This window comes from Bradyrhizobium canariense (genome assembly GCF_018130465.1).
In the GTDB taxonomy this organism is placed as follows: domain Bacteria; phylum Pseudomonadota; class Alphaproteobacteria; order Rhizobiales; family Xanthobacteraceae; genus Bradyrhizobium; species Bradyrhizobium canariense_C.
The window spans coordinates 253076-271970 of the sequence record NZ_JAFCKJ010000006.1 but is presented as its reverse complement, the minus strand read 5'-3'; the positions used below and the strand labels follow the sequence as shown (position 1 = coordinate 271970).

At 63.0% G+C, this 18895-nt stretch carries 14 protein-coding genes, 1 tRNA gene and 1 pseudogene; 10 read left to right on the top strand and 6 right to left on the bottom strand.

From position 1 onward, the window contains the following. The first annotated feature begins 365 nt into the window (after positions 1 to 365). Both JQ591_RS18735 and JQ591_RS18730 read left to right on the top strand, forming a co-directional pair. Complete coding sequence (locus JQ591_RS18735; RefSeq protein ID WP_211397483.1) at positions 366 to 557, top strand: hypothetical protein; 192 nt, start codon at positions 366 to 368, stop codon at positions 555 to 557. A gap of 94 nt (positions 558 to 651) precedes the next feature. Beyond that, positions 652 to 870 (top strand): annotated as a pseudogene (locus JQ591_RS18730) (ATP-binding protein); the annotation flags it as partial. A 102-nt stretch (positions 871 to 972) separates the two neighbouring features. Here JQ591_RS18730 and JQ591_RS18725 read toward each other — a convergent pair. After that, entirely contained in the window at positions 973 to 2352 is a 1380-nt protein-coding gene (locus JQ591_RS18725) for an OmpA family protein (protein ID WP_211397482.1), read from the bottom strand. Between the two features lie 1134 nt (positions 2353 to 3486). On the opposite strand from JQ591_RS18725, the gene JQ591_RS18720 reads away from it, so the two are divergent. Next, complete coding sequence (locus tag JQ591_RS18720; RefSeq protein ID WP_249137215.1) at positions 3487 to 3831, top strand: tyrosine-type recombinase/integrase; 345 nt, start codon at positions 3487 to 3489, stop codon at positions 3829 to 3831. A 61-nt stretch (positions 3832 to 3892) separates the two neighbouring features. Here JQ591_RS18720 and JQ591_RS18715 read toward each other — a convergent pair. The 5 genes from JQ591_RS18715 to JQ591_RS18695 form a co-directional block, all read right to left on the bottom strand. After that, positions 3893 to 3968: transfer RNA gene (locus JQ591_RS18715), tRNA-Lys, on the bottom strand. Between the two features lie 188 nt (positions 3969 to 4156). Next, a complete protein-coding gene (locus JQ591_RS18710; RefSeq protein ID WP_211397481.1) occupies positions 4157 to 4768 on the bottom strand; it encodes a Spy/CpxP family protein refolding chaperone in 612 nt (203 codons plus the stop codon). 197 nt (positions 4769 to 4965) lie between these two features. Next, positions 4966 to 5979 carry a TRAP transporter substrate-binding protein gene (locus JQ591_RS18705; RefSeq protein ID WP_211397480.1) on the bottom strand — a complete coding sequence of 338 codons (1014 nt, stop codon included), beginning with the start codon at positions 5977 to 5979 and terminating at the stop codon, positions 4966 to 4968. 184 nt (positions 5980 to 6163) lie between these two features. Then, positions 6164 to 7726 (bottom strand): 2-isopropylmalate synthase, encoded by a 1563-nt coding sequence (locus JQ591_RS18700; protein WP_211397479.1) that lies wholly within the window; start codon positions 7724 to 7726, stop codon positions 6164 to 6166. Positions 7727 to 8177: 451 nt separating this feature from the next. Continuing rightward, on the bottom strand, positions 8178 to 8486 hold the full coding sequence (locus JQ591_RS18695) for a hypothetical protein (RefSeq protein ID WP_211397478.1): 309 nt from the start codon (positions 8484 to 8486) through the stop codon (positions 8178 to 8180). Positions 8487 to 8725: 239 nt separating this feature from the next. Here JQ591_RS18695 and JQ591_RS18690 point away from each other — a divergent pair, with 239 nt between their 5' ends. The 7 genes from JQ591_RS18690 to uvrA all read left to right on the top strand — a co-directional run bounded on the left by JQ591_RS18690 (position 8726) and on the right by uvrA (position 18874). Continuing rightward, positions 8726 to 9964 (top strand): SMP-30/gluconolactonase/LRE family protein, encoded by a 1239-nt coding sequence (locus tag JQ591_RS18690; RefSeq protein WP_211397477.1) that lies wholly within the window; start codon positions 8726 to 8728, stop codon positions 9962 to 9964. A gap of 321 nt (positions 9965 to 10285) precedes the next feature. Further along, the gene (locus JQ591_RS18685) at positions 10286 to 11530 is read left to right on the top strand and encodes an ABC transporter substrate-binding protein (protein ID WP_211397476.1); all 1245 of its coding nucleotides are present in this window, start codon (positions 10286 to 10288) and stop codon (positions 11528 to 11530) included. An 88-nt stretch (positions 11531 to 11618) separates the two neighbouring features. Next, complete coding sequence (locus JQ591_RS18680) at positions 11619 to 12494, top strand: branched-chain amino acid ABC transporter permease (RefSeq protein WP_211397475.1); 876 nt, start codon at positions 11619 to 11621, stop codon at positions 12492 to 12494. Position 12495: 1 nt separating this feature from the next. Then, the gene (locus JQ591_RS18675; RefSeq protein WP_211397474.1) at positions 12496 to 13422 is read left to right on the top strand and encodes a branched-chain amino acid ABC transporter permease; all 927 of its coding nucleotides are present in this window, start codon (positions 12496 to 12498) and stop codon (positions 13420 to 13422) included. Then, complete coding sequence (locus tag JQ591_RS18670) at positions 13422 to 14903, top strand: ATP-binding cassette domain-containing protein (RefSeq protein WP_211397473.1); 1482 nt, start codon at positions 13422 to 13424, stop codon at positions 14901 to 14903. Before JQ591_RS18675 ends, JQ591_RS18670 begins: the two co-directional genes overlap by 1 nt. Positions 14904 to 14944: 41 nt before the next feature. Next, positions 14945 to 16186 carry an ABC transporter substrate-binding protein gene (locus tag JQ591_RS18665; protein ID WP_211397472.1) on the top strand — a complete coding sequence of 414 codons (1242 nt, stop codon included), beginning with the start codon at positions 14945 to 14947 and terminating at the stop codon, positions 16184 to 16186. 174 nt (positions 16187 to 16360) lie between these two features. Further along, entirely contained in the window at positions 16361 to 18874 is a 2514-nt protein-coding gene (gene uvrA, locus JQ591_RS18660; protein ID WP_211397471.1) for an excinuclease ABC subunit UvrA, read from the top strand. Positions 18875 to 18895: the final 21 nt, after the last annotated feature.

The window sequence follows — 18895 nt, the reverse complement described above, 5'->3', positions numbered from 1 at the left end:
TTGTCGGGGCTGACCCGAAGCCGCGCAAAATCTATCTTCCCGCTGTGCCGCCTCCGCCCCACCTGCACTCATACCCTGGCCCGACAAACTCAAGAAGCTCCAGTACGAGGTGGAGCATTCGAACGATCCACAAAAGGAACGATTCCTCTGCATGCTGAAGGCGATGGAGAACCGCCGTGATGATCGCGTGATCTTTTGGTCCGACATAGCCCCGGGCCCCGAGTGGGTTGCTCCGCTTGGCGTTGATGGAAGAGGGATTGGGAAAGCGTTGATCGATTCGCAGTGGCTCTATAATAAAATAAAGACTGTGCGAGATTGTGGATACTCTCCCGTATGGCAACGGGTTACCCAGAAGCGACACTTTCGTGATCAGCTTCCACAAGTATCTGTTTGAAGCGGCTTCGCCTTCCATCGGCATCCTGCGCGCGGCGAACGCAGAAATTGTGAAGACGCATGTCGTTGGATCGTTGGGCGAACCAAAGCATGAGTGGAAGCGCGTCGATGCCGACGTGTTATCGTGCAATCAAAGAATTCATTCGCTTACAGGAGCAAAGTGATTACCAGTCTGTGATCAACTGCATAGTGACAACTGGCGCGTGACCAGTCCGCACTTCGTACGCCGCAGCAGCGTGCCGACGAGACCCTTGTCCATCGGCGCTGCTCGACCGGTTGACCCATCACTGCGACATCGTCGAGACCGGCAACGATAGCTGGCGGTTCAAAAGCCGAGACGACGATCACGCCACCCGCGCTCGTCTCGCCTCCGCTATCCCGGCCAGCTCCGACGAGACGAGCGCTACCAGCAAACCCCGCCGCGCAAAGGGGTCAAAATTGGACGCCGATGAGGGGTCAAATCTGCAAGCCGATTGACACTGGCCCCGTCCCTGCGCAGGCGTCAGTTGCGGAGAGAGTGGAACTCCTCTCCACGATTTCGAACTCCGATCGACGATTAACAGTCCGCGCATCAGCGCGTCAGCTGTTCACGATGTGAAGCTCGACCCGCCGGTTCTTGGCTCGGCCCGGCTCATCCGTGTTCGGCGAAAGGGGCTGGGTCTTGCCGAAACCCTGCGTCCGGATCTTGGCGCGCTCGAGATATTTGCGCGTGACGAACCAATCGGCGGCCGCCTTGGCGCGCGCTTCCGACAGGCGCTGGTTGTAGTCTGCCGAACCTCTCGCGTCGGTGTGCCCGTTGATGAGGACATATCTCAGGCGCGGGCCGATTCTCGCCTTGATATCCGCTGCGGCCTTCTCCAGCGCCGCGTTGGCCTCCGGCTTGATGTTCGATTTGTCGGTATCGAACAAAACGTCGCCGCTGATCCTGATCAGCGAGTCATCATTGGCGGAGACTCGCACGGGGCCGGGATCCGACGTGATGATGTCCAAGCCGTTATCGATCCAGCGGCCGGGCCCTGGATCTGTCATGACCACCCTCCACTTGGCCTTTTCTGTGATCGGCTCGGGCTTGTCGAGCAGCTTGTCCAGCAGCGTGTACAGGGCCCACAGCCAGGGCCTCGCGTTGTCGCTCGAGAATGCCTGGCCGGCGCCCATGATGTTGCCCGCGAGTGCCGCGTTCGTTGAGCCATAGCAGACCAGCGCGTTCGTGCCGCCCGCGAGCGGGCTTCCCGCGGGCAGATAGCGGTCGACATTTGCCGTGTTGAGATTCGCGGCCAGCTGACAGATCGGCGCCTTCGTCAGCACACCGATGTGGTCGAGCCCGATGGCATGGCCGATCTCGTGAGCAATCACGGGGTGGCTTGCCGGCATGCCGGGGGCGTGGCCGAGAGGGAACGCCCATGGGGTCGCGTCGAACGAGTCGTAAAGAAACGCGTGGGAGCGAAATACCCCGGGATCGGGCACCCTGCCGGTTGCGGTGATAAAGGCGGCGTTGAGGTTGGTGACCTCGATGGTCCTGTGGGCACCGCTTGCGGGCGAGAAGTCGACCTCTAGTGCACACAGCAGGTTCGGCCGAAAGATCTTGTTCGGAAACTTGTTGAAGAACGGATCCTTTTGGTAGACCTCGTCGAGCCCCGAAAAGGCGGGCGGCGGAACGAGCCAGAACCTGTTATTCCATAGGTTGGCCTGCGCCGACGCGCTGTTGACGAACGCAGACCACTGGGCGTCGGTCCACGGCGTCGTGAGGAACGGCTTGTTGTCGGCGTCCAGCTGGACCGGCAGAAATCCCCTCACCTGTTTGAGGCTGATCTTGAGCTTGATCGTGAGCTTGACGTGTTTGAAGCCGCCAGTCGGCTGGTAGAGGAAGGTGTCGAACGCGGCCGGAACGCTGCCGCCGGTCCTGGAATTTGAGCTGAATGCCGCGCCGACGAGCGGGACAGGTTTGTAGGACGGTGCCATGGGCTCCTCCAACAGAGGTTTCGACCGCAGGATGCGCCTCTTGGTCGCGGCGAAGGGCGACGGCGTTCAATGAACCCGGGGCGGATCTGCAGGCTTCGCGGCTGCGGTCGCGATGCGATTCGGCGCTCCGGCGAATGCGCAATCCGCGGCCGAACGACAAAAGTCGAAAACAACCCCATGCACAGTAGACGGCGGCTGCGGGTGCGAGGTGCGCTGCAGCCGGAGAACTATCTGAAGCGACGGGTGAAATTTCGAGAGCGGATTACTCTGGGTAGGGGTGGCTCAGACTCGACACCGGAGCGCGTTGCGCGGCGAGCCGCCCGGTTCCGGTCACACTTTCGGAGGTCCGCAGAGATAGGTGGTCACCGCAGCGTCGGCGACTTCGGATGGGCTCGCGCGTCGTTTGACACGTCGAGCAAAACAGGAGCACGATGAAAAGGCTTGACCGGTAACCGACCTCTCAAGAGGGTCGATTGGCGGGCATTCTTCAAGGCGGAAAACGACACTAAAACGGCGACTTTCGGGCGCGTCTCAAGATACGAAATGGTGGGATAAAGTGGCGGAGAGGGAGGGATTCGCCCCCCCTCAACCCGCAACACTTTCGCAAATTGCAGTCCCGCACGTCGGCTCTCCGCGCCGATGCTGATCGTTCACGGCGAGGATTGATCCGCGACCCCTTCCGGATGTATCTATGAGACATCCCTCGCGTCGAAACATCGATCGGCCAAGTCTGGGAAATCAAAGGGTTACGCTGGATTTGATAGCGGGAGAGCGACTCGAACCCCCGACAGGCGAGTTATTCACTATCACAGCCTAACCGCGGTAGCCGGCACCGATCGCCTCGTCGCAGCCAGACTGATAAGCTTTCGTATGAAACCTTATCAGTGGTCGACGAACTCCATTCGCGCTTTTTCCTAGCCGACATGAGCGAACAGCCTTTGAAAAACCGCTCGACAGATGGCCGGTCTATCAGTTGCACCCACCGCTGACCGATCCATCGACGACTGGATGAATTTTGGTGCAGCGTCTCGCACCTTGGCTGTCAGGTGAGGGCGACCTTCTGCGCCTCCCTGGTCGGCTTACGAGACCCCCTACATTCGCCTTCGGCAATCGAAAGGTTGTCGCAGGGTTGCGATGCCCGCTGGCGCGCCCCTAAGAGCCCTACTTGATGCTACGCACCGCCGGGGGCCGCTGGTCCTGACGAACACACTGGGCCGCCCGTGGACCTCCGATGGCTTTCGGACGTCTTGGGGAAAGGCTTGCGAGCGTGCCGGCATCGACGGCCTGACCTTTCATGACTTACGAGGCACAGCGGTGGTTCGGCTTGCGATCGCAGGCGCGAGCGTACCGCAAATCGCGGCCGTTACTGGTCACTCGTTGAAGGACGTCGAGGCCATTCTCGATGCGCACTATCTCGGGCGAGATATTCAGCTCGCCGAAGCTGCGGTGCTGAAGCTCGAAGCGCGAACAAAACTGTAAACGGTGGTGTAAACGGCGCTGGTTTCGCCGTGTGCTCAAACCGCTAAGTGCTTGATTTATATGGTGGGCGCACCAGGGCTCGAACCTGGGACCCGCTGATTAAGAGTCAGCTGCTCTACCAACTGAGCTATGCGCCCGAAAGGCGGTCAATGCCTTGCGAGGTCGGTCGTTTAGCAAAGCGATCCGGGTCTGGCAAGCGATGGTACGTAAGTTTTCCAAGGGTTTGCCAACGGTTTGCCGAGGGTTTGTCCACATCCCCCAAAAAGCGAAAAGCCGCTGGATTCCAGCGGCTTCGCCAGGGTTGATCCGGGGCAACCCTTAAGGCTTAGAGCCGGCCCTCGCGGTCCCGGTCCGGGCCGCCGTCGCGGTCGAAACGGTCACGGTGGAAGTGGTCCATGCCGCGCTCCATCATGCGGTCCATGCCGCGTTCCATGAAGTGGCGGGGCGGGCCGTCTTCGCCGCCGCCGAACGGGCCGCGGTGGCGGGTCAGCACGGCGAGGCGCCGCTTCTGGCCCTCGTCCAGGGTCTTGTAGAGCGGATCGGCGGCATCGGCGATCTTCTTCAGAGCCCCCGACGTCGCCCCCATGTCCTCGGCATGCTGGCGCAGGCGGGCGATCGGATCCTCCGGCTTGTCGGCATCCTTGTTGGCATCGCCGGGACCGGCATTCATCCGCGCATTGGCGCGGTCGATGCGCAGCTTGGCGAAGTCGCGCACGGCGGCCTCGACCGGCGGCCACAGCTTCTCCTGGTCGGCGTTGAGCTTCAGCCCGGCATGGACGGCGGCGATCCGCGCATCGACCATGGCGGCGCGGTCTTCCGGGTTCATGCGGATGTGGCGCATGTGCTCGTGCATCCACGGGCGATGATATTGGGCATAGACCGCGCCCGAGCCGGCGATGCTGAGCACGGCGATGGCGGCGATGGTGAACTTCCTCATGCGAACTCTCCTCTGGAAGGATGTCGCGAAGATGGGCGCAGTGCGGCTTACGCGCAACTTACAACTTGGACAGGGAGCGCGTTCTTTCGAAGATGTAACGCTCCGGAATTTTAATTCAGTCGCAATCGGAAATCATTTGCAACAAAAGGGGCTTCCGCGCCCGGCACGGAAGCCCCTCCATTCATCGTCCGTTCAAATCAGTTCGTCGTGCTCTTCGCTTCCTTCTGGAACTCGTCGATCAACGGTTGACCGATGCGGCCTGCGGCGTCCTTGTAGACCGCCTCCATGGCCTTGCGCATCGCCTCGTCCTGCTCCGGCGTGAGCTTGATGATCTCGCTCTTGCCGCTCTTCCTGATCTCGGCGAGCGCGTCGTCGTTCTCCTTTTGCGACTGCGTATTGTTGAAGTCGGTCGCTTCCTTCATCGCTTTGGTCAGCTGGTCGCGGACGTCGGCCGGCAGGTCGTCCCAGAACTTCTTGTTCACGATCACGACGTAGCCGATATAGCCGTGGTTGGTCTGGGTGATGTACTTCTGCACCTCGTGCATCTTCTGGGTATAGATGTTCGACCAGGTGTTCTCCTGCCCGTCGACGACGCCGGTCTGCAGTGCCTGGTAGACCTCCGAGAACGCCATCACCTGCGGCAGCGAGCTGAGCGCCTTGAACTGCGCCTGGAGCACGCGCGAGGACTGGATACGGAACTTGACGCCCTGATAGTCGGCCGGCGAGACCAGCTTCTTGTTGGCGCTCATCTGCTTGAAGCCGTTGTCCCAATAGGCAAGGCCGGTGATGCCCTTGGAGTCCAGCAGCTTGAGCAGCCGAAGGCCGAGCGGGCCTTCCGTCACCTTCCGCAGCGTCTTCAGGTCGGGAAGGATGTAGGGCAGATCGAACACCTCGAATTCGCGGATGCCGAGCGGGCCGAACTTGGAGTTGGACGGAGCCAGCATCTGCACGCTGCCGAGCTGAAGCGCCTCGAGCTCTTCCTTGTCCTTGTAAAGCGTCGAGTTCGGATAGACCTCAACCTTGACTTTGCCGCCAGTGTACTTCTCGGCGAGCTCCTTGAATTTCTCCGACGCCTTGCCCTTCGGCGTATCGGTGGCCACCACGTGGCTGAACTTGATGATGATCGGGTCGGCGCTGGCGGGGCCGGCAAGGCCCAATTCCCACGCCAAGGCCAATGCCGCGACGGACGCCGCGATCGCGAAGGTGCGCATGATCTCTCCCTGTTGTTATTTGGGCCGCCCGGCGCACGGGCGGCCAATCTTCATGCCGTCAGCATCAATACAGGTCGGCGCCTGCACCTGCTATTGGCCGTTAGCAGGGCAGCCATTCATGGTGAACGCCGCAAGCACCGCCGCACCGCCTCTCTCGCGTGCGGGAGAGGCGAAGGCAGCAACGTCAGCTCGCCGCCGCGGTCGTCACGGTGTCGCGCTGGCGTTTCATGACGATCTTGTTCAGCGCGCCGAGATAGGCCTTTGCCGAGGCCACCAGCGTATCCGGATCCGCCGCGCGCGCCGTCATCGCACGTCCCTCATGCGACAGCCGCACCGAGACTTCGGCCTGCGCGTCGGTGCCTTCGGTCACGGCGTGGACCTGGTACAGCTCCAGCTTGGCCTCGTGCGGCACCAGCGCCTTGATGCAGTTGAACACCGCGTCCACCGGACCGTTGCCCTCGGCCTCCTCGATCTTGATCTGGCCGTCGACGTCGAGCTTCATGGTCGCCCGCTGCGGGCCATGGGTTCCGGCGATCACGGTCAGCGAGGTCAGCTTGATGCGGTCGTGCGACGCCGCCATCTCCTCGTCGACCAGCGCCTCGATGTCCTCGTCGTAGATGTCCTTCTTGCGGTCGGCGAGCGCCTTCATCCGCGTGAACGCATCTTCCAGCTGGTTCGGGCCGAGCTTGTAGCCCATCTCTTCCAGCTTGTGCACGAAGGCATGGCGGCCGGAGTGCTTGCCGAGCACCAGCGAGGACTGCTTCAGGCCGACCATCTCGGGCCGCATGATCTCGTAGGTGGAAGCGTCCTTCAGCACGCCGTCCTGGTGAATGCCGCTCTCATGCGCGAAGGCGTTCCGGCCGACGATCGCCTTGTTGTATTGCACCGGGAATGACGTCGCCGCCGACACCACTTTCGAGGCGCGGGTGAGCTGCGTGGTGTCGATCTTGTTCCACCACGGAAACACGTCGTTGCGGACGTTGATGGCCATCACGACTTCCTCGAGCGAAGCGTTGCCGGCCCGCTCGCCGATGCCGTTGACGGTGCATTCGATCTGGCGCGCACCGCCGGCGATGCCGGCCAGTGAGTTCGCCACCGCCATGCCGAGGTCGTTGTGGCAGTGAACCGAAAACACCGCCTTGTCGGAATTCGGCACCCGCTCGATCAAAGTGCGCATGAAGTGGGTGTATTCGTCGGGCGTGGTGTAGCCGACGGTGTCCGGGATGTTCACCGTGGTGGCACCAGCCTTGATCACGGCCTCGACGATGCGGCAGAGGTAGTCCATCTCGCTGCGGGTGGCATCCTCGGCCGACCATTCGACGTCGTCGATCTGGTTGCGCGCGCGGGTGACATTGGCAATCGAGAGCTCCATCACCTGCTCGGGCGTCATGTTCAGCTTGACGCGCATGTGCAGCGGCGAAGTCGCGATCACGGTGTGGACCCGGCCGCGCCTGGCGAATTTCACCGCTTCGGCGCAGCGGTCGATGTCCTTTGGATTGGCACGCGACAGGCCGGCGATCACGGAATTCTTGGAGCGGCGGGCGATCTCGCTGACGGCCTGGAAGTCGCCTTCGGACGTGATCGGGAAGCCGGCTTCGATGACGTCGACGCCCATATCGTCGAGCATCTCGGCAATCTCGATCTTTTCCTCGAACGTCATGGTGGCGCCGGGGCACTGCTCGCCGTCGCGCAGGGTGGTGTCGAAAATGATGACGCGGTCCTTCTCGGACTTGTTCACGGAGGTCATTTAGAAAATTCCTTTTGAGCTTTTGCGCCGTCAGTCTTCTGGGCGCTTGAGGTGTCCGGTGATCTCGACCAGCCCCTGAGCGCCCAGGCGCATGGCGCCCAGCCGGCCCTCAGGGGCAAGTAAGAAGAAGCCCGCCAATAAGGAGGGTGGGCAGCAGCGCGGCCGGGATCGTGGCGGCGGCCAGAGCCACCTCCCCCGAAATCCCATCGATTTGGCCGCGAATCAGCATTGCCAGACCCTTTTGAGCCCTCAAATCCTCGGTCAAAACCGTTGACGGTTGGTTGCCGGGAGGCTCGATGCGCCGTTTCTAGACGAGAAATGGCAGCAACTGCAACGCCAAAAGATGGACAGAAGGGTTGACATGATCGCAGCGCCGGCGCGATCGCCGGACGCGTTGCAACGTCGCGGTGCCGGTGTGTTTCGCCGGTCGGACGCCGGCGAGACCGTCAAGCTACGCCGTGCGGCGGGCGCGAGCCCTGCTCTCCCAGCGGTTCAGCATCTGACCGAGCTCGCCGGTGGCGACCGGCGCAGCGTTGCCGGCGATCGCGATCTCGTTGGTGTTGGCCGGTGCGTTGGCACTGAGCCAATCCGGCTCGGTGTACTCGCGCCAGCGGCGCGCCTCGGCTCGCCTTTTGCGGGAGACGTGGTCGCGGGTGAAATAGCCGGCCGCAAATGCAATCCCGAGCAGCAAAACCAGTACGACGATAGCGATTGCCACAGTGAACTCCGACTTACACCCCGAATGACGTTCTGCCAGCATCGCGCAGGAGGTCAAGGCTTGACATGCTCCACAGCCTGGCAATGCCCCGAAGCCAGTTCCGGTAGCCCCCGTCACGTGGGACGAATTTGTCGTTTCCATGTTCGATGCTGCAGCGCTTTTGCCGGCCCGATATCACGCTGAGGATGCGTACCTCCCCCTCGCAACCGTCATCGGACCGGACTAACCTTCCCCTGCTCGGCCGGATCAACCGGCTAGCCGAACAAGACCGGGAGGACGCGATGACACGCCATGAAGCTCGTGACCACGAGCAGCGTGACCAGGATGCTGCGCTTTCACGACGAACACTCGTTCAGCGGCTTGCGCTCGGCGCCGCCGCCACAATGGCCGGCGCCGGCTCCGCGCTGGCCCAGACCGGACCTGCCGCGCCGCCGACGACGATCACCACCCCGCCACGCGATTTCGGTCCCAATGGCGCACCGACTACCTATTTCTGGGACCCCGACGTCGTCGCGGTCGATCCGTCCTTCAACGATCTCGCGCAGCCCAACACGGCGATCAAGCGTCTCTATACCGGCGTGCTGTGGGCCGAGGGTCCGGCGTGGAGTGCACAAGGCCGCTATCTGTTGTGGAGCGACATTCCCAACAATCGGCAGATGCGGTGGAGCGAGGACGACGGTCGCGTCAGCGTGTTCCGCGCACCGTCCAACAACTCCAACGGCAACTCGTTCGACTTCCAGGGCCGCCAACTCTCCTGTGAACATTTGACCCGGCGGGTGACGCGCTATGAGCATGACGGCACCGCGACCGTGCTTTGCGACAACTACAACGGCAAGAAGCTGAACTCGCCGAACGATGTCGTCGCGCATCCCGACGGCAGCTACTGGTTCACCGACCCGCCCTATGGCGGCCAGCTCTACGAAGGTGAGCCCGATGCCGCGGGCGGTCCGAGCAACACCAGTGGCAAGCTCAATCCGAAGATTGGACAGCCGGCCGGCTTCGCACCGGGCAAGCGCGAGCTGCCGACCAATTGCTATCGCATCGATCCCTCCGGCCGTGTCGATCTCGTCGTCACCGAGGAGCAGGTGCCAGATCCGAACGGCCTGTGCTTTTCGCCGGACTTCAAGAAGCTCTACGTCGTGTCAACCGGCAAGGGACCCGGCGACACCGGGCCCGGCGGCAAGGGCGAGATCTTCGTGTTCGACGTCGGCGGCGACAACAAGCTCACCAACCAAAAGCGGTTCAGCGAGTGCGTGATCGACGGCGTGAAGTGCGGGCCGGACGGCGTGCGCTGCGACGTCAACGGCAATGTCTGGGCCTCCAGCAATGCCGGCCGCGCCGTCGGCTACAGCGGCGTGACGGTGTGGTCGCCGGACGGCAAGCTCCTCGGCCGCATCCGGCTGCCCGAAGTGTGCGGCAACATCTGCTTCGGCGGCCCCAAGCGCAATCGTCTGTTCATGGCCGCGAGCCAGTCGCTCTATGCGGTGTATACGGCCACGCAAGGCGCAGGACCCGGCTGAAGCACGAAGACGCAAAACACGCGCAAGGGCGTCGGCATCATGCCGGCGCCCTTTACGTTTAAGGCTAGCTACGTTTAAGGCTAGCTACGTTTAAGCCTAGCTCGCTTCCTCTTACCCTAGTCTACTGGCGCGCGCTGTCTCCGACGAAATCTGCATGCCTGATTTGCCGGAACATCCAACGCTGCTCTCTATGTGCGCAGCGCTAGACTTTAGTCCGTCTCTCACAATCATGAACGCGGTTTCACTTGCCGAGAATGTCTCCCTCGGTATAGTCGCGCCCCAATGGCTCACAAGAGGCCTGTTCAAGGGAGAAAAAACAACATGAAAAAAGTACTCTCTGTTGCGTTGCGAATAGCGCTCGGTGCGGCCGCGGCCGGTGCGCTGATGACGGCGTCAGGCGCGGCACTTGCCGCCGATCCCATCAGGATCGGCGTGATTGCGGAAGCGCAGGCGATTGCGGGCGCCTCCATCCCTCAGGCGGCACAGCTCGCCGCCGACGAGATCAACGCCAATGGCGGCGTCGACGGCCGCAAGATCGAGATCGTCTCTTATGACAATCACTCGTCCTCGGCAGATTCAGTGCGGGCGTTCCAGCGCGCGGTGAACGAGGACAAGGTCAATGCGGTCATCGCCAGCTACATCAGCGAGGTCGTTCTGGCGCTGGAGCCCTGGGCCTCGCGGCTGAAGACGCCGTTCGTCACGCCCGGTGCGGCCTCCAACGAGATCAGCAAGAGCGTCCATTCCGACTACGAGAAGAACAAGTATACCTTCCACGGCTACCTGACTTCCGCCGCGCTGGCGCTCTCTGTCTGCGACGGCGCCAAGGATCTGCTGGTCGACAAGATGCACATGAAGACCGCGGTCATCATGAGCGAGGACGCCGCCTGGACCAAGCCGCTCGACATCGGCTACGAGGAATGCCTGCCCAAGATCGGGCTGAAGGTGCTCGACCACATCCGCTTCTCGCCTGATACCACCGACTTCACGCCGATCTTCAACAAGATCGAGGGCTCCAAGCCCGACGTGATCATCACCGGCATCTCCCATGTCGGTGTGCAGCCGACGGTGCAGTGGAAGAACCAGCAGGTGCCGATCCCGATGTTCGGCATCTCCTCGCAGGCCACCAACGAGACTTTCGGCAAGGACACCAATCAGGCGGCCGAGGGCGTGCTCTACCAGGGCGTCTCCGGCCCAGGCGTCGCGGTGACGCCGAAATCGGTGCCGTTCGCCGAAGCCTTCAAGAAGAAGTTCGGCAACTATCCTTCTTATGCCGGCTACACCGCCTATGACGAGGTCTACTACATCGCCGACGCGGTGAAGCGCGCCGGCTCGACCGACGCCGACAAGCTCGTCGATGCGCTGGAGAAGACCGACTGGGAAGGCACGATCGGCCGCGTCCAGTTCTACGGCAAGGACGATCCGTTCACGCACTCGATCAAATACGGCAAGGGCCTGATCACCGGCCTGATGCTGCAATGGCAGGATGGCAAGCAGAGCGCGGTCTGGCCCAAGGACGTGGCCAAGGTCGACATCAAGTTCCCGAGCTTCATCAAGCTCTCGAACTAGCAGGACATGCTCCCGGGACCAACTCCCGGGAGCTTCCACATGCGGCTCTAGCAAGATCGTCTCTCCTAAATCAGATTGCCAATCATAGATGCGAGCTTTCCAAATTCTGATCGATGGCTTTGCCATCAGCGCTCTCTACGCTCTCGGTGCCACCGGCTTCACGCTGATCTTCGGCGTCTCCGGCGTCCTCAACCTCTCCCACGGGGCCATCATGGTGGCGGCAGCGGTGGCGGCCTGGGCCGCCGCCAGCATCCTGAATGTCGGCACCTATGCCGGCGCACTGATCGGCGTCGGTGTCGCCCTCCTCACATCCTTCGCCACCTATTTCGCGGTGGTGAAGCCGATCCAGGACTCCCGGCGCATCCCGAATGAAGAGAAGGAGATATTCGTCCTCACCGGCACGCTGCTGTGGGGGATCATGGTCCAGGAGGTGATCGCCTATTTCTTCACCAACAACGCCAAGACTGTGCTGCCAATCGTCGAGGGCGTCGTCGAGATCCTCGGCGTACGCACGCCCAGGAACGAGATCTTTACCGCGATCGTGTGCTGCTTCGTCATCGCGCTGTTGTGGCTCCTGGTGAACCGCACCCGCACCGGCAAGGCGGTCCTGGCGGCCTCGATGAACCCGCGCGGCGTCACCCTGCTCGGCCTCGAGCTCACCAACATCTACGTCGTGGTGTGGGCGATCTACGGCATCCTCGCCGGCATCGCCGGCGTGCTGCTCGGAATGTTCCTCGGCGTCAGCTCCTACAGCGTCGGACCGCTGACCGCGAGCGCGTTCTCGATCGTCGTGCTCGGCGGCCTCGGCAGCGTCTCCGGCTCGCTGATCGCCGCCTTCGTGGTCGGCTATCTCGAAACCCTCACGGCCTATCTGGTCTCGCCGGCCTACCGCACCATTCCGGCGCTGCTGCTACTGGTGTTCGTGATGTACATCCGGCCCCAGGGCCTTCTGGGGAGGCGCTGAAATGGCCAGCTTCTTTACGACCCGCCTGTTCTTCATCTCGCTCGCGCTCGTCGTGATCGCGGCGACGCTGCCGCTCTACGTCTCCGGCTACGTGCTCGGGCTCCTCACCGTCGCCTTCTATTTCGGCGTGTTCGCGATGGCCTGGGACCTGCTGTTCGGCTTCGCCGGCGAGGTCAATTTCGGACCGACCTTCCTGATCGGCGTCGGCGCCTACACCGCCGGCATCCTGAATGCCCAGTTCGGCTGGTCGGTTTATGCTTGCATCGTGCTCGGCGCGCTCGCCTCCGTCATTGCCGGCCTCGTGCTGGCGCTGCCGGCGCTCCGGGTGCGCGGACCGTATTTCGGCCTGACCACGCTGGTCGCGGTGCTGATGCTGCAGAATTTCATCGTGGTATTTGCCGACCTCACCGGCGGCGAGATCGGCCTGACCATCCCCGACGTCATCACGATCAACGCCGGCGCCAATTACTGGATCGCGCTCGGCTTCATGACGATCTCGGCGGCCATTCTTTATGGCCTGTCGCAATCGCCGATCGGGCTGGTGCTGCAAGCCAGCGGCCAGGATCCGGTGCAGGCCGGCGCGCTCGGCTTCAACATCGTCAAGCACAAGCTCGCCGCTTTCATCGTCAGCGCGTTCTTCTCGGGGCTGTCAGGCGCGCTGCTGGTGTTCTATTTCGGCACCGCCTCGGTTGGTACCGTCGTCGACGTCGCGGTCGGCGTCAACGTGATCGTCTCGGCCGTGCTCGGCGGCCGGCGCACCGTGCTTGGCGCGGCACTCGGCGCGATCTTCCTGATCGTCGCCGGCGAGTTCCTCAGGCCCACCGGCGAGTTCGCGACCTTCATCGTCTCCGCGGTCGCGCTCCTCGTCGTGCTGTTCTTCCCCGGCGGCTTCCTCGGAGCGGCCCTCTCGCGTGAGGCGCGCTCGTGATGGATATGCGAACCTCAAACAGGGCCGTGCTCGAAGTCCGCGGCCTGACCAAGCGCTTCGGCGGGTTGACGGCGGTGAAGAACCTTGGCTTCGAGGTCAATAGCGGCGAGATTTTTGGCCTGATCGGGCCGAACGGCTCGGGCAAATCGACCGCGATGAAGAGCGTGATGGGCATCGAGCGCCCGACCGCTGGCGAGGTGATCTTCGAAGGCGAGAACGTCGCCGGCCTTCCCGCGCACAAGATCGCGCGCAAAGGCTTTGGCATGGTGTTCCAGCACTCGCGGCCGCTGAACCGGCAGACCGTGCTGGAGAACATCATGGTCGCGCTGCTGCCGGACAGCCTGTTCATGCTGTTTCCGGACAAGGCGCTGGTCGAGCGCGCCAAATGGATCGCCGACCGCGTCGGGCTCGGCAGCGTGATGAACCGCCGCCCGCCGACGCTGCCCTTCGCCGATCTGCGCCGGCTCGAGCTCGCCAAGGCGATCGCGCGCGATCCCAAGGTCGTGCTGGTGGACGAGCCCTTTGCCGGGCTGACGCGGGCCGAGGTCGAAATCTTCTCCGACCTGATCCGCAGTTTTCGCGACGATGGCCGTGCGGTGATGCTGGTCGACCACAACGTCAAGAGTGTCGCGGCGCTGGTCGACCGCGTGCTCGCGATGTATCTTGGCGAGGAGATCGTCACCGGCAAGGCCGAGGACGTCATGAAGAACGAGACGGTGCGGCGGGTCTATCTCGGCGGCGCCATCGAGACCCACGCGCGGCCCGAGACCAGCTTCAAGGACAAGGTGCCGCTGCTCCAGGTCGAGAATGTCAGCGTGTTCTACGGCAAGGCACAGGCGCTGGAGAACGTCTCGATCCATGTCCACGAGGGCGAGTTCGTCTCGATCGTCGGCCTCAACGGCGCCGGCAAGACCACGCTGTTCAACACCATCTCCGGCTTCCTGCCTTATAGCGGCGAGATCGTGCGCAACGGCGAGAAGTTACGCGGCACGACGCCGGCGAAGATAGCCCGCAGCGGTCTCGTGCAGTGCCCGGAATCGCGCGAGCTGTTCGGCGAGATGAGCGTGCGCGAAAACCTCGATCTCGGCGGGCAACATCTGGCCGACGACAAGCGCGCGGCACAGCTCGCCTGGCTGTTCGAGCTGTTCCCGATCCTGAAAGAGCGTCAAGGCCAGATGGCGCAAACGCTCTCCGGCGGCGAGCAGCAGATGCTTGCGATCGGCCGCGCGCTGATGATGCAGCCGCAGATCCTGATCCTGGACGAGCCAACGCTGGGCCTCGCTCCCGTCATCCTCGAACTCTTGTCCAAGGCACTAACGAGGCTGCGGCAGACGACGTCGATCACGGTGCTGCTCGGCGAGCAGAACGTGACCTTCGCGCTTCCGCATGCCGACCGCGTCTATGTGCTCGAACACGCAAGGATCGTCTGGGAGGGCGATCCCGGCCGCTTCGCCGCGGAGGCTGGCGCCGATTTTCTCTAGTTCGCGCATATCAACAACAAAACAAGCAAAGGGAAACGACCATGCGACCTTCGACGAATTTGAGCAGCAGCTTCCTCCTCGCCTCCGCGCTGGCGCTATGCCTCGCTGCTCCCGCCTACGCGCAGTCGAACGCCCCCATCAAGATCGGCGTCATCGCCGAGGTGCAGTCGATCGCAGGTGCCGCGACGCCCGGCGGCGCGCAGATCGCCGCCGACGAGATCAACGCCAAGGGTGGCATTCTCGGCCGCAAGATCGAGATCGTGACCTACGACAACAAGAGCTCATCGGCCGACTCGGTGCGTGCGTTCCAGCGCGCGGTGAGCGAGGACAAGGTGTCGGCCGTGATCGCGAGCTATATCAGCGAGGTCGTGCTGGCGCTCGAACCCTGGGCGGCGCGGCTGAAGATGCCGCTGATCACCCCCGGTGCCGCCTCGAACGAGATCACCAAGGCGATCCATAACGACTACGAGAAAAACAAGTACACCTTCCACGGCTATCTGACCTCGGCAGCCCAGGCCCAGCTCGTCTGCGACGCCGCCAAGGACCTGCTGGTCGACAAGCTCAAGTTCAAGACGGTCGCGATCATGAGCGAGGACGCCGCATGGACCAAGCCGCTCGACGTCGGCTACGAGGCCTGTCTTCCGAAAGCGGGCCTCAAGGTCGTCGAGCACGTGCGGTTCTCGCCTGACACCACAGACTTCACGCCGATCTTCAACAATATCGAGGCCAAGAAGCCCGACGTGATCGTCACCGGCATCTCGCATGTCGGCGTGCAGCCGACCGTGCAGTGGAAGAACCAGCAGGTGCCGATCCCGATGTTCGGCATCAGCGCGCAGGCGCTGAGCCCGACCTTCTGGAAGGATACCAATGGCGCCGCCGACGGCGTCCCCTCGCTGGCGGTGGCAACGCCCGATGTCGCCGTGACCTCCAAGACGAAGCCGTTCGCGGCCGCCTTCAAGGCCAAGTTCGGCTCGCCGCCGGCCTATACCGGCTACACCGCCTATGACGAGGTCTACTTCATCACCGAGGCGATCAAGCGTGCGGGCTCGACCGATCCTGACAAGATGGTCACTGAACTCGAAAAGACCGACTACGAGGGCACGATCGGCCGCATCCAGTTCTACGGCAAGGACGACGAGTTCACCCACGGCATCAAGTCCGGTCCGACGACGGTATCCGGTCTGGTGTTCCAGTGGCAGGACTCAAAGCAGGTCGTGGTCTGGCCCGAGAAGATCGCGGAGGGCAAGCTGAAGTTTCCGAGCTTCGTCAAGCTGTCGCAGTAACACGTCGGGCCGGGCGCCGGCTCGGTACCGCGCGCCTCCATCCCCCTTGCAAGGCCCGTCGCGGCAACCGCCGACGGGCCTTCGCTTTGTGCAGAACGCAACTGGTACGCTGGCATCGGAGGACCCATCCTGCGATCCTGCCGTTAACCTCCCATGTGCGGCTGGAGGAGCCAGATGGACGACCGACCAAGACAACCCGATGGCCTGATGCAGGACGACGGCTTCGTTCGCGTGCGGGGCGCGCGCGAGCACAACCTCAAGAACGTCGATGTCCGCATTCCCCGCAACGCCCTCGTCGTGTTCACGGGCGTGTCGGGATCAGGGAAATCCTCACTCGCCTTTGGAACGATCTACGCCGAGGCGCAACGTCGATATCTGGAATCGGTGTCGCCTTACGCGCGACGGCTGTTCCACCAGATGCAGATCCCGGAGGTTGACGACATCGAAGGCCTGCCGCCCGCCGTAGCGCTGCAGCAGCAGCGCGGCGCGCCGACGACGAGGTCGTCCGTCGGCAGCGTGACCACCATCTCGAACCTGCTCAGGATGCTCTATTCCCGTGCCGGCGATTACCCGCGCGGACAAAAGATGCTCTATGCGGAATCGTTCTCGCCGAACACGCCGGAAGGCGCCTGCCCGACCTGCCACGGTATCGGCAGGATGCTCGACGTCACCGAAAAGTCCATGGTGCCCGACGACACCAGGACCATCCGCGAGCGCGCCATCGCGGCCTGGCCGAGTGCCTGGCAGGGACAGAACCTCCGGGACATCCTGACCACGCTCGGCTACGACGTGGACAAGCCCTGGCGTGAGCTGCCCAGGAAGGACCGCGACTGGATCCTGTTCACGGAGGAGCAGCCGACCGTTCCGGTCTATGCAGGCTACGACGCAGCCGAAGTCAAACGGGCCCTGCGCCGCAAGGAGGAACCAAGCTATCAGGGCACTTTCACCGGCGCCAAGCGCTACGTGATGCAGACCTATGCCAAGTCCGAGAGTGCGATGATGAAGCGCCGCGTCGCGCAATTCATGATCACCCAGGACTGCCCGACCTGCCACGGCACGCGATTGAAGCCTGAGGCGCTCAAGGTCAAATTCGCCGGCCTCAATATCGCTGAGATGTCTCATCTGCCGCTCAAGAAGCTGCAAGAATTGATGAAGCCATTCGCGAAGGCTTCGACGGATGGGGCATCGGAGAAGACCATCGTCGCCAGGCGCATCTGTGAGGATTTATCGGCGCGGTTAGCCGTCCTGCTCGACCTCGGGCTCGGCTATCTCGCTTGCGAGCGCAGCACGCCGACGCTGTCGCCGGGCGAGTTGCAGCGGCTGCGTCTTGCGACCCAGGTCCGCTCCAACCTGTTCGGCGTCGTCTACGTGCTCGACGAACCGTCCGCAGGCTTGCATCCCGCCGACACCGAGGCGTTGCTGCGGGCGCTGGACCGGCTGAAACGCGCGGGCAATTCAATCTTCGTGGTCGAGCACGAGATCGAATTGATCAGGCATGCCGACTGGCTGGTGGACGTCGGGCCGGATGCCGGCGAAGGCGGCGGACTGATTCTCTATAGTGGGCCGCCCGCAGGGATCGGTGAGGTCGCGCAATCGCGAACCGCCCATTATCTCGCGCATCCACGCAATCCACTGCCGACGGTCCGCCGCGAGCCGAAGGGGCACCTGAAGGTCCGGGGTGTGACCCGCAACAATCTTCGTGGCCTCGACGTCGATATCCCGCTGGGCGTTCTCGCCAGCGTGACCGGCGTGTCGGGCTCCGGTAAATCGAGCCTGATCAGCCAATTTCTCGTCGACGCAGTGGCCGGGCATCTCGGCCATACGCTTACCACTGATGCCGACGACGACAACCTGGCACCCGCGGTCGAGACATTGGGCGGCAAGATTGTCGCCGGCCTCGACCAGATCAATCGCCTCGTCGTGGTGGATCAGAAGCCGATCGGCCGCACGCCGCGATCCAACCTTGCGACCTATACCGGCCTGTTCGACCATGTCCGGCGATTGTTCGCCGCAACGCCGCAGGCCAAATCCCACCGCTACGATGCCGGGCGCTTCTCCTTCAATGTCGCGAAAGGCCGATGCAGCACCTGCGAAGGCGAAGGATTCGTCTGCGTCGAGCTTCTGTTCCTGCCCAGCGTCTACGCGCCCTGCCCGACCTGCAAGGGCGCGCGTTACAACGACAAGACGCTGGAGGTGAAGATCCGTGGAAAATCCATCGCCGATGTGCTGGCGATGCGCGTCGACGAGGCCTTCGAATTCTTCCGCGAAGATGCAACACTGAACCGGTCGCTATCGGTCGTCCGCGAGGTCGGCCTCGGCTATATCCGCCTCGGTCAGTCCGCCACCGAACTGTCGGGTGGCGAAGCCCAACGCATCAAGCTCGCGACGGAGCTCATGCGTCCACAACGCGGTCACACGCTCTATGTCCTGGACGAGCCGACCACCGGTCTTCATCCCAAGGATGTCGAGCGGCTGATCGCCCAGCTCGAACGTATCGTGGACGCCGGCAACAGCGTGGTCGTGGTCGAGCATGACATGGATGTCGTCTCTCACAGCGACTGGATCATCGATCTCGGCCCTGGCGCCGGCGACGAAGGCGGCCGTATCGTGGCGTCGGGGACACCGCGAGAGGTCGCCGAGGCCGGCGGGAAGACCGCTGGCTATCTCGCCCGTCGCTTGAAACAATAGCGCGGGTCTCGTGGCTTTGCC

Excerpts from the sequence above, each read along its gene's own strand:
- JQ591_RS18685 (WP_211397476.1), top strand. The coding sequence starts at position 10,286 with ATGAAAAAAGTACTCTCTGTTGCGTTGCGAATAGCGCTCGGTGCGGCC.
- JQ591_RS18670 (WP_211397473.1), top strand. The coding sequence starts at position 13,422 with ATGGATATGCGAACCTCAAACAGGGCCGTGCTCGAAGTCCGCGGCCTG.
- JQ591_RS18690 (WP_211397477.1), top strand. The coding sequence starts at position 8,726 with ATGACACGCCATGAAGCTCGTGACCACGAGCAGCGTGACCAGGATGCT.
- JQ591_RS18725 (WP_211397482.1), bottom strand. The coding sequence starts at position 2,352 with ATGGCACCGTCCTACAAACCTGTCCCGCTCGTCGGCGCGGCATTCAGC.
- JQ591_RS18705 (WP_211397480.1), bottom strand. The coding sequence starts at position 5,979 with ATGCGCACCTTCGCGATCGCGGCGTCCGTCGCGGCATTGGCCTTGGCG.
- JQ591_RS18665 (WP_211397472.1), top strand. The coding sequence starts at position 14,945 with ATGCGACCTTCGACGAATTTGAGCAGCAGCTTCCTCCTCGCCTCCGCG.
- JQ591_RS18700 (WP_211397479.1), bottom strand. The coding sequence starts at position 7,726 with ATGACCTCCGTGAACAAGTCCGAGAAGGACCGCGTCATCATTTTCGAC.
- JQ591_RS18680 (WP_211397475.1), top strand. The coding sequence starts at position 11,619 with ATGCGAGCTTTCCAAATTCTGATCGATGGCTTTGCCATCAGCGCTCTC.
- uvrA (WP_211397471.1), top strand. The coding sequence starts at position 16,361 with ATGGACGACCGACCAAGACAACCCGATGGCCTGATGCAGGACGACGGC.
- JQ591_RS18675 (WP_211397474.1), top strand. The coding sequence starts at position 12,496 with ATGGCCAGCTTCTTTACGACCCGCCTGTTCTTCATCTCGCTCGCGCTC.
- JQ591_RS18695 (WP_211397478.1), bottom strand. The coding sequence starts at position 8,486 with ATGCTGGCAGAACGTCATTCGGGGTGTAAGTCGGAGTTCACTGTGGCA.
- JQ591_RS18720 (WP_249137215.1), top strand. The coding sequence starts at position 3,487 with ATGCCCGCTGGCGCGCCCCTAAGAGCCCTACTTGATGCTACGCACCGC.
- JQ591_RS18710 (WP_211397481.1), bottom strand. The coding sequence starts at position 4,768 with ATGAGGAAGTTCACCATCGCCGCCATCGCCGTGCTCAGCATCGCCGGC.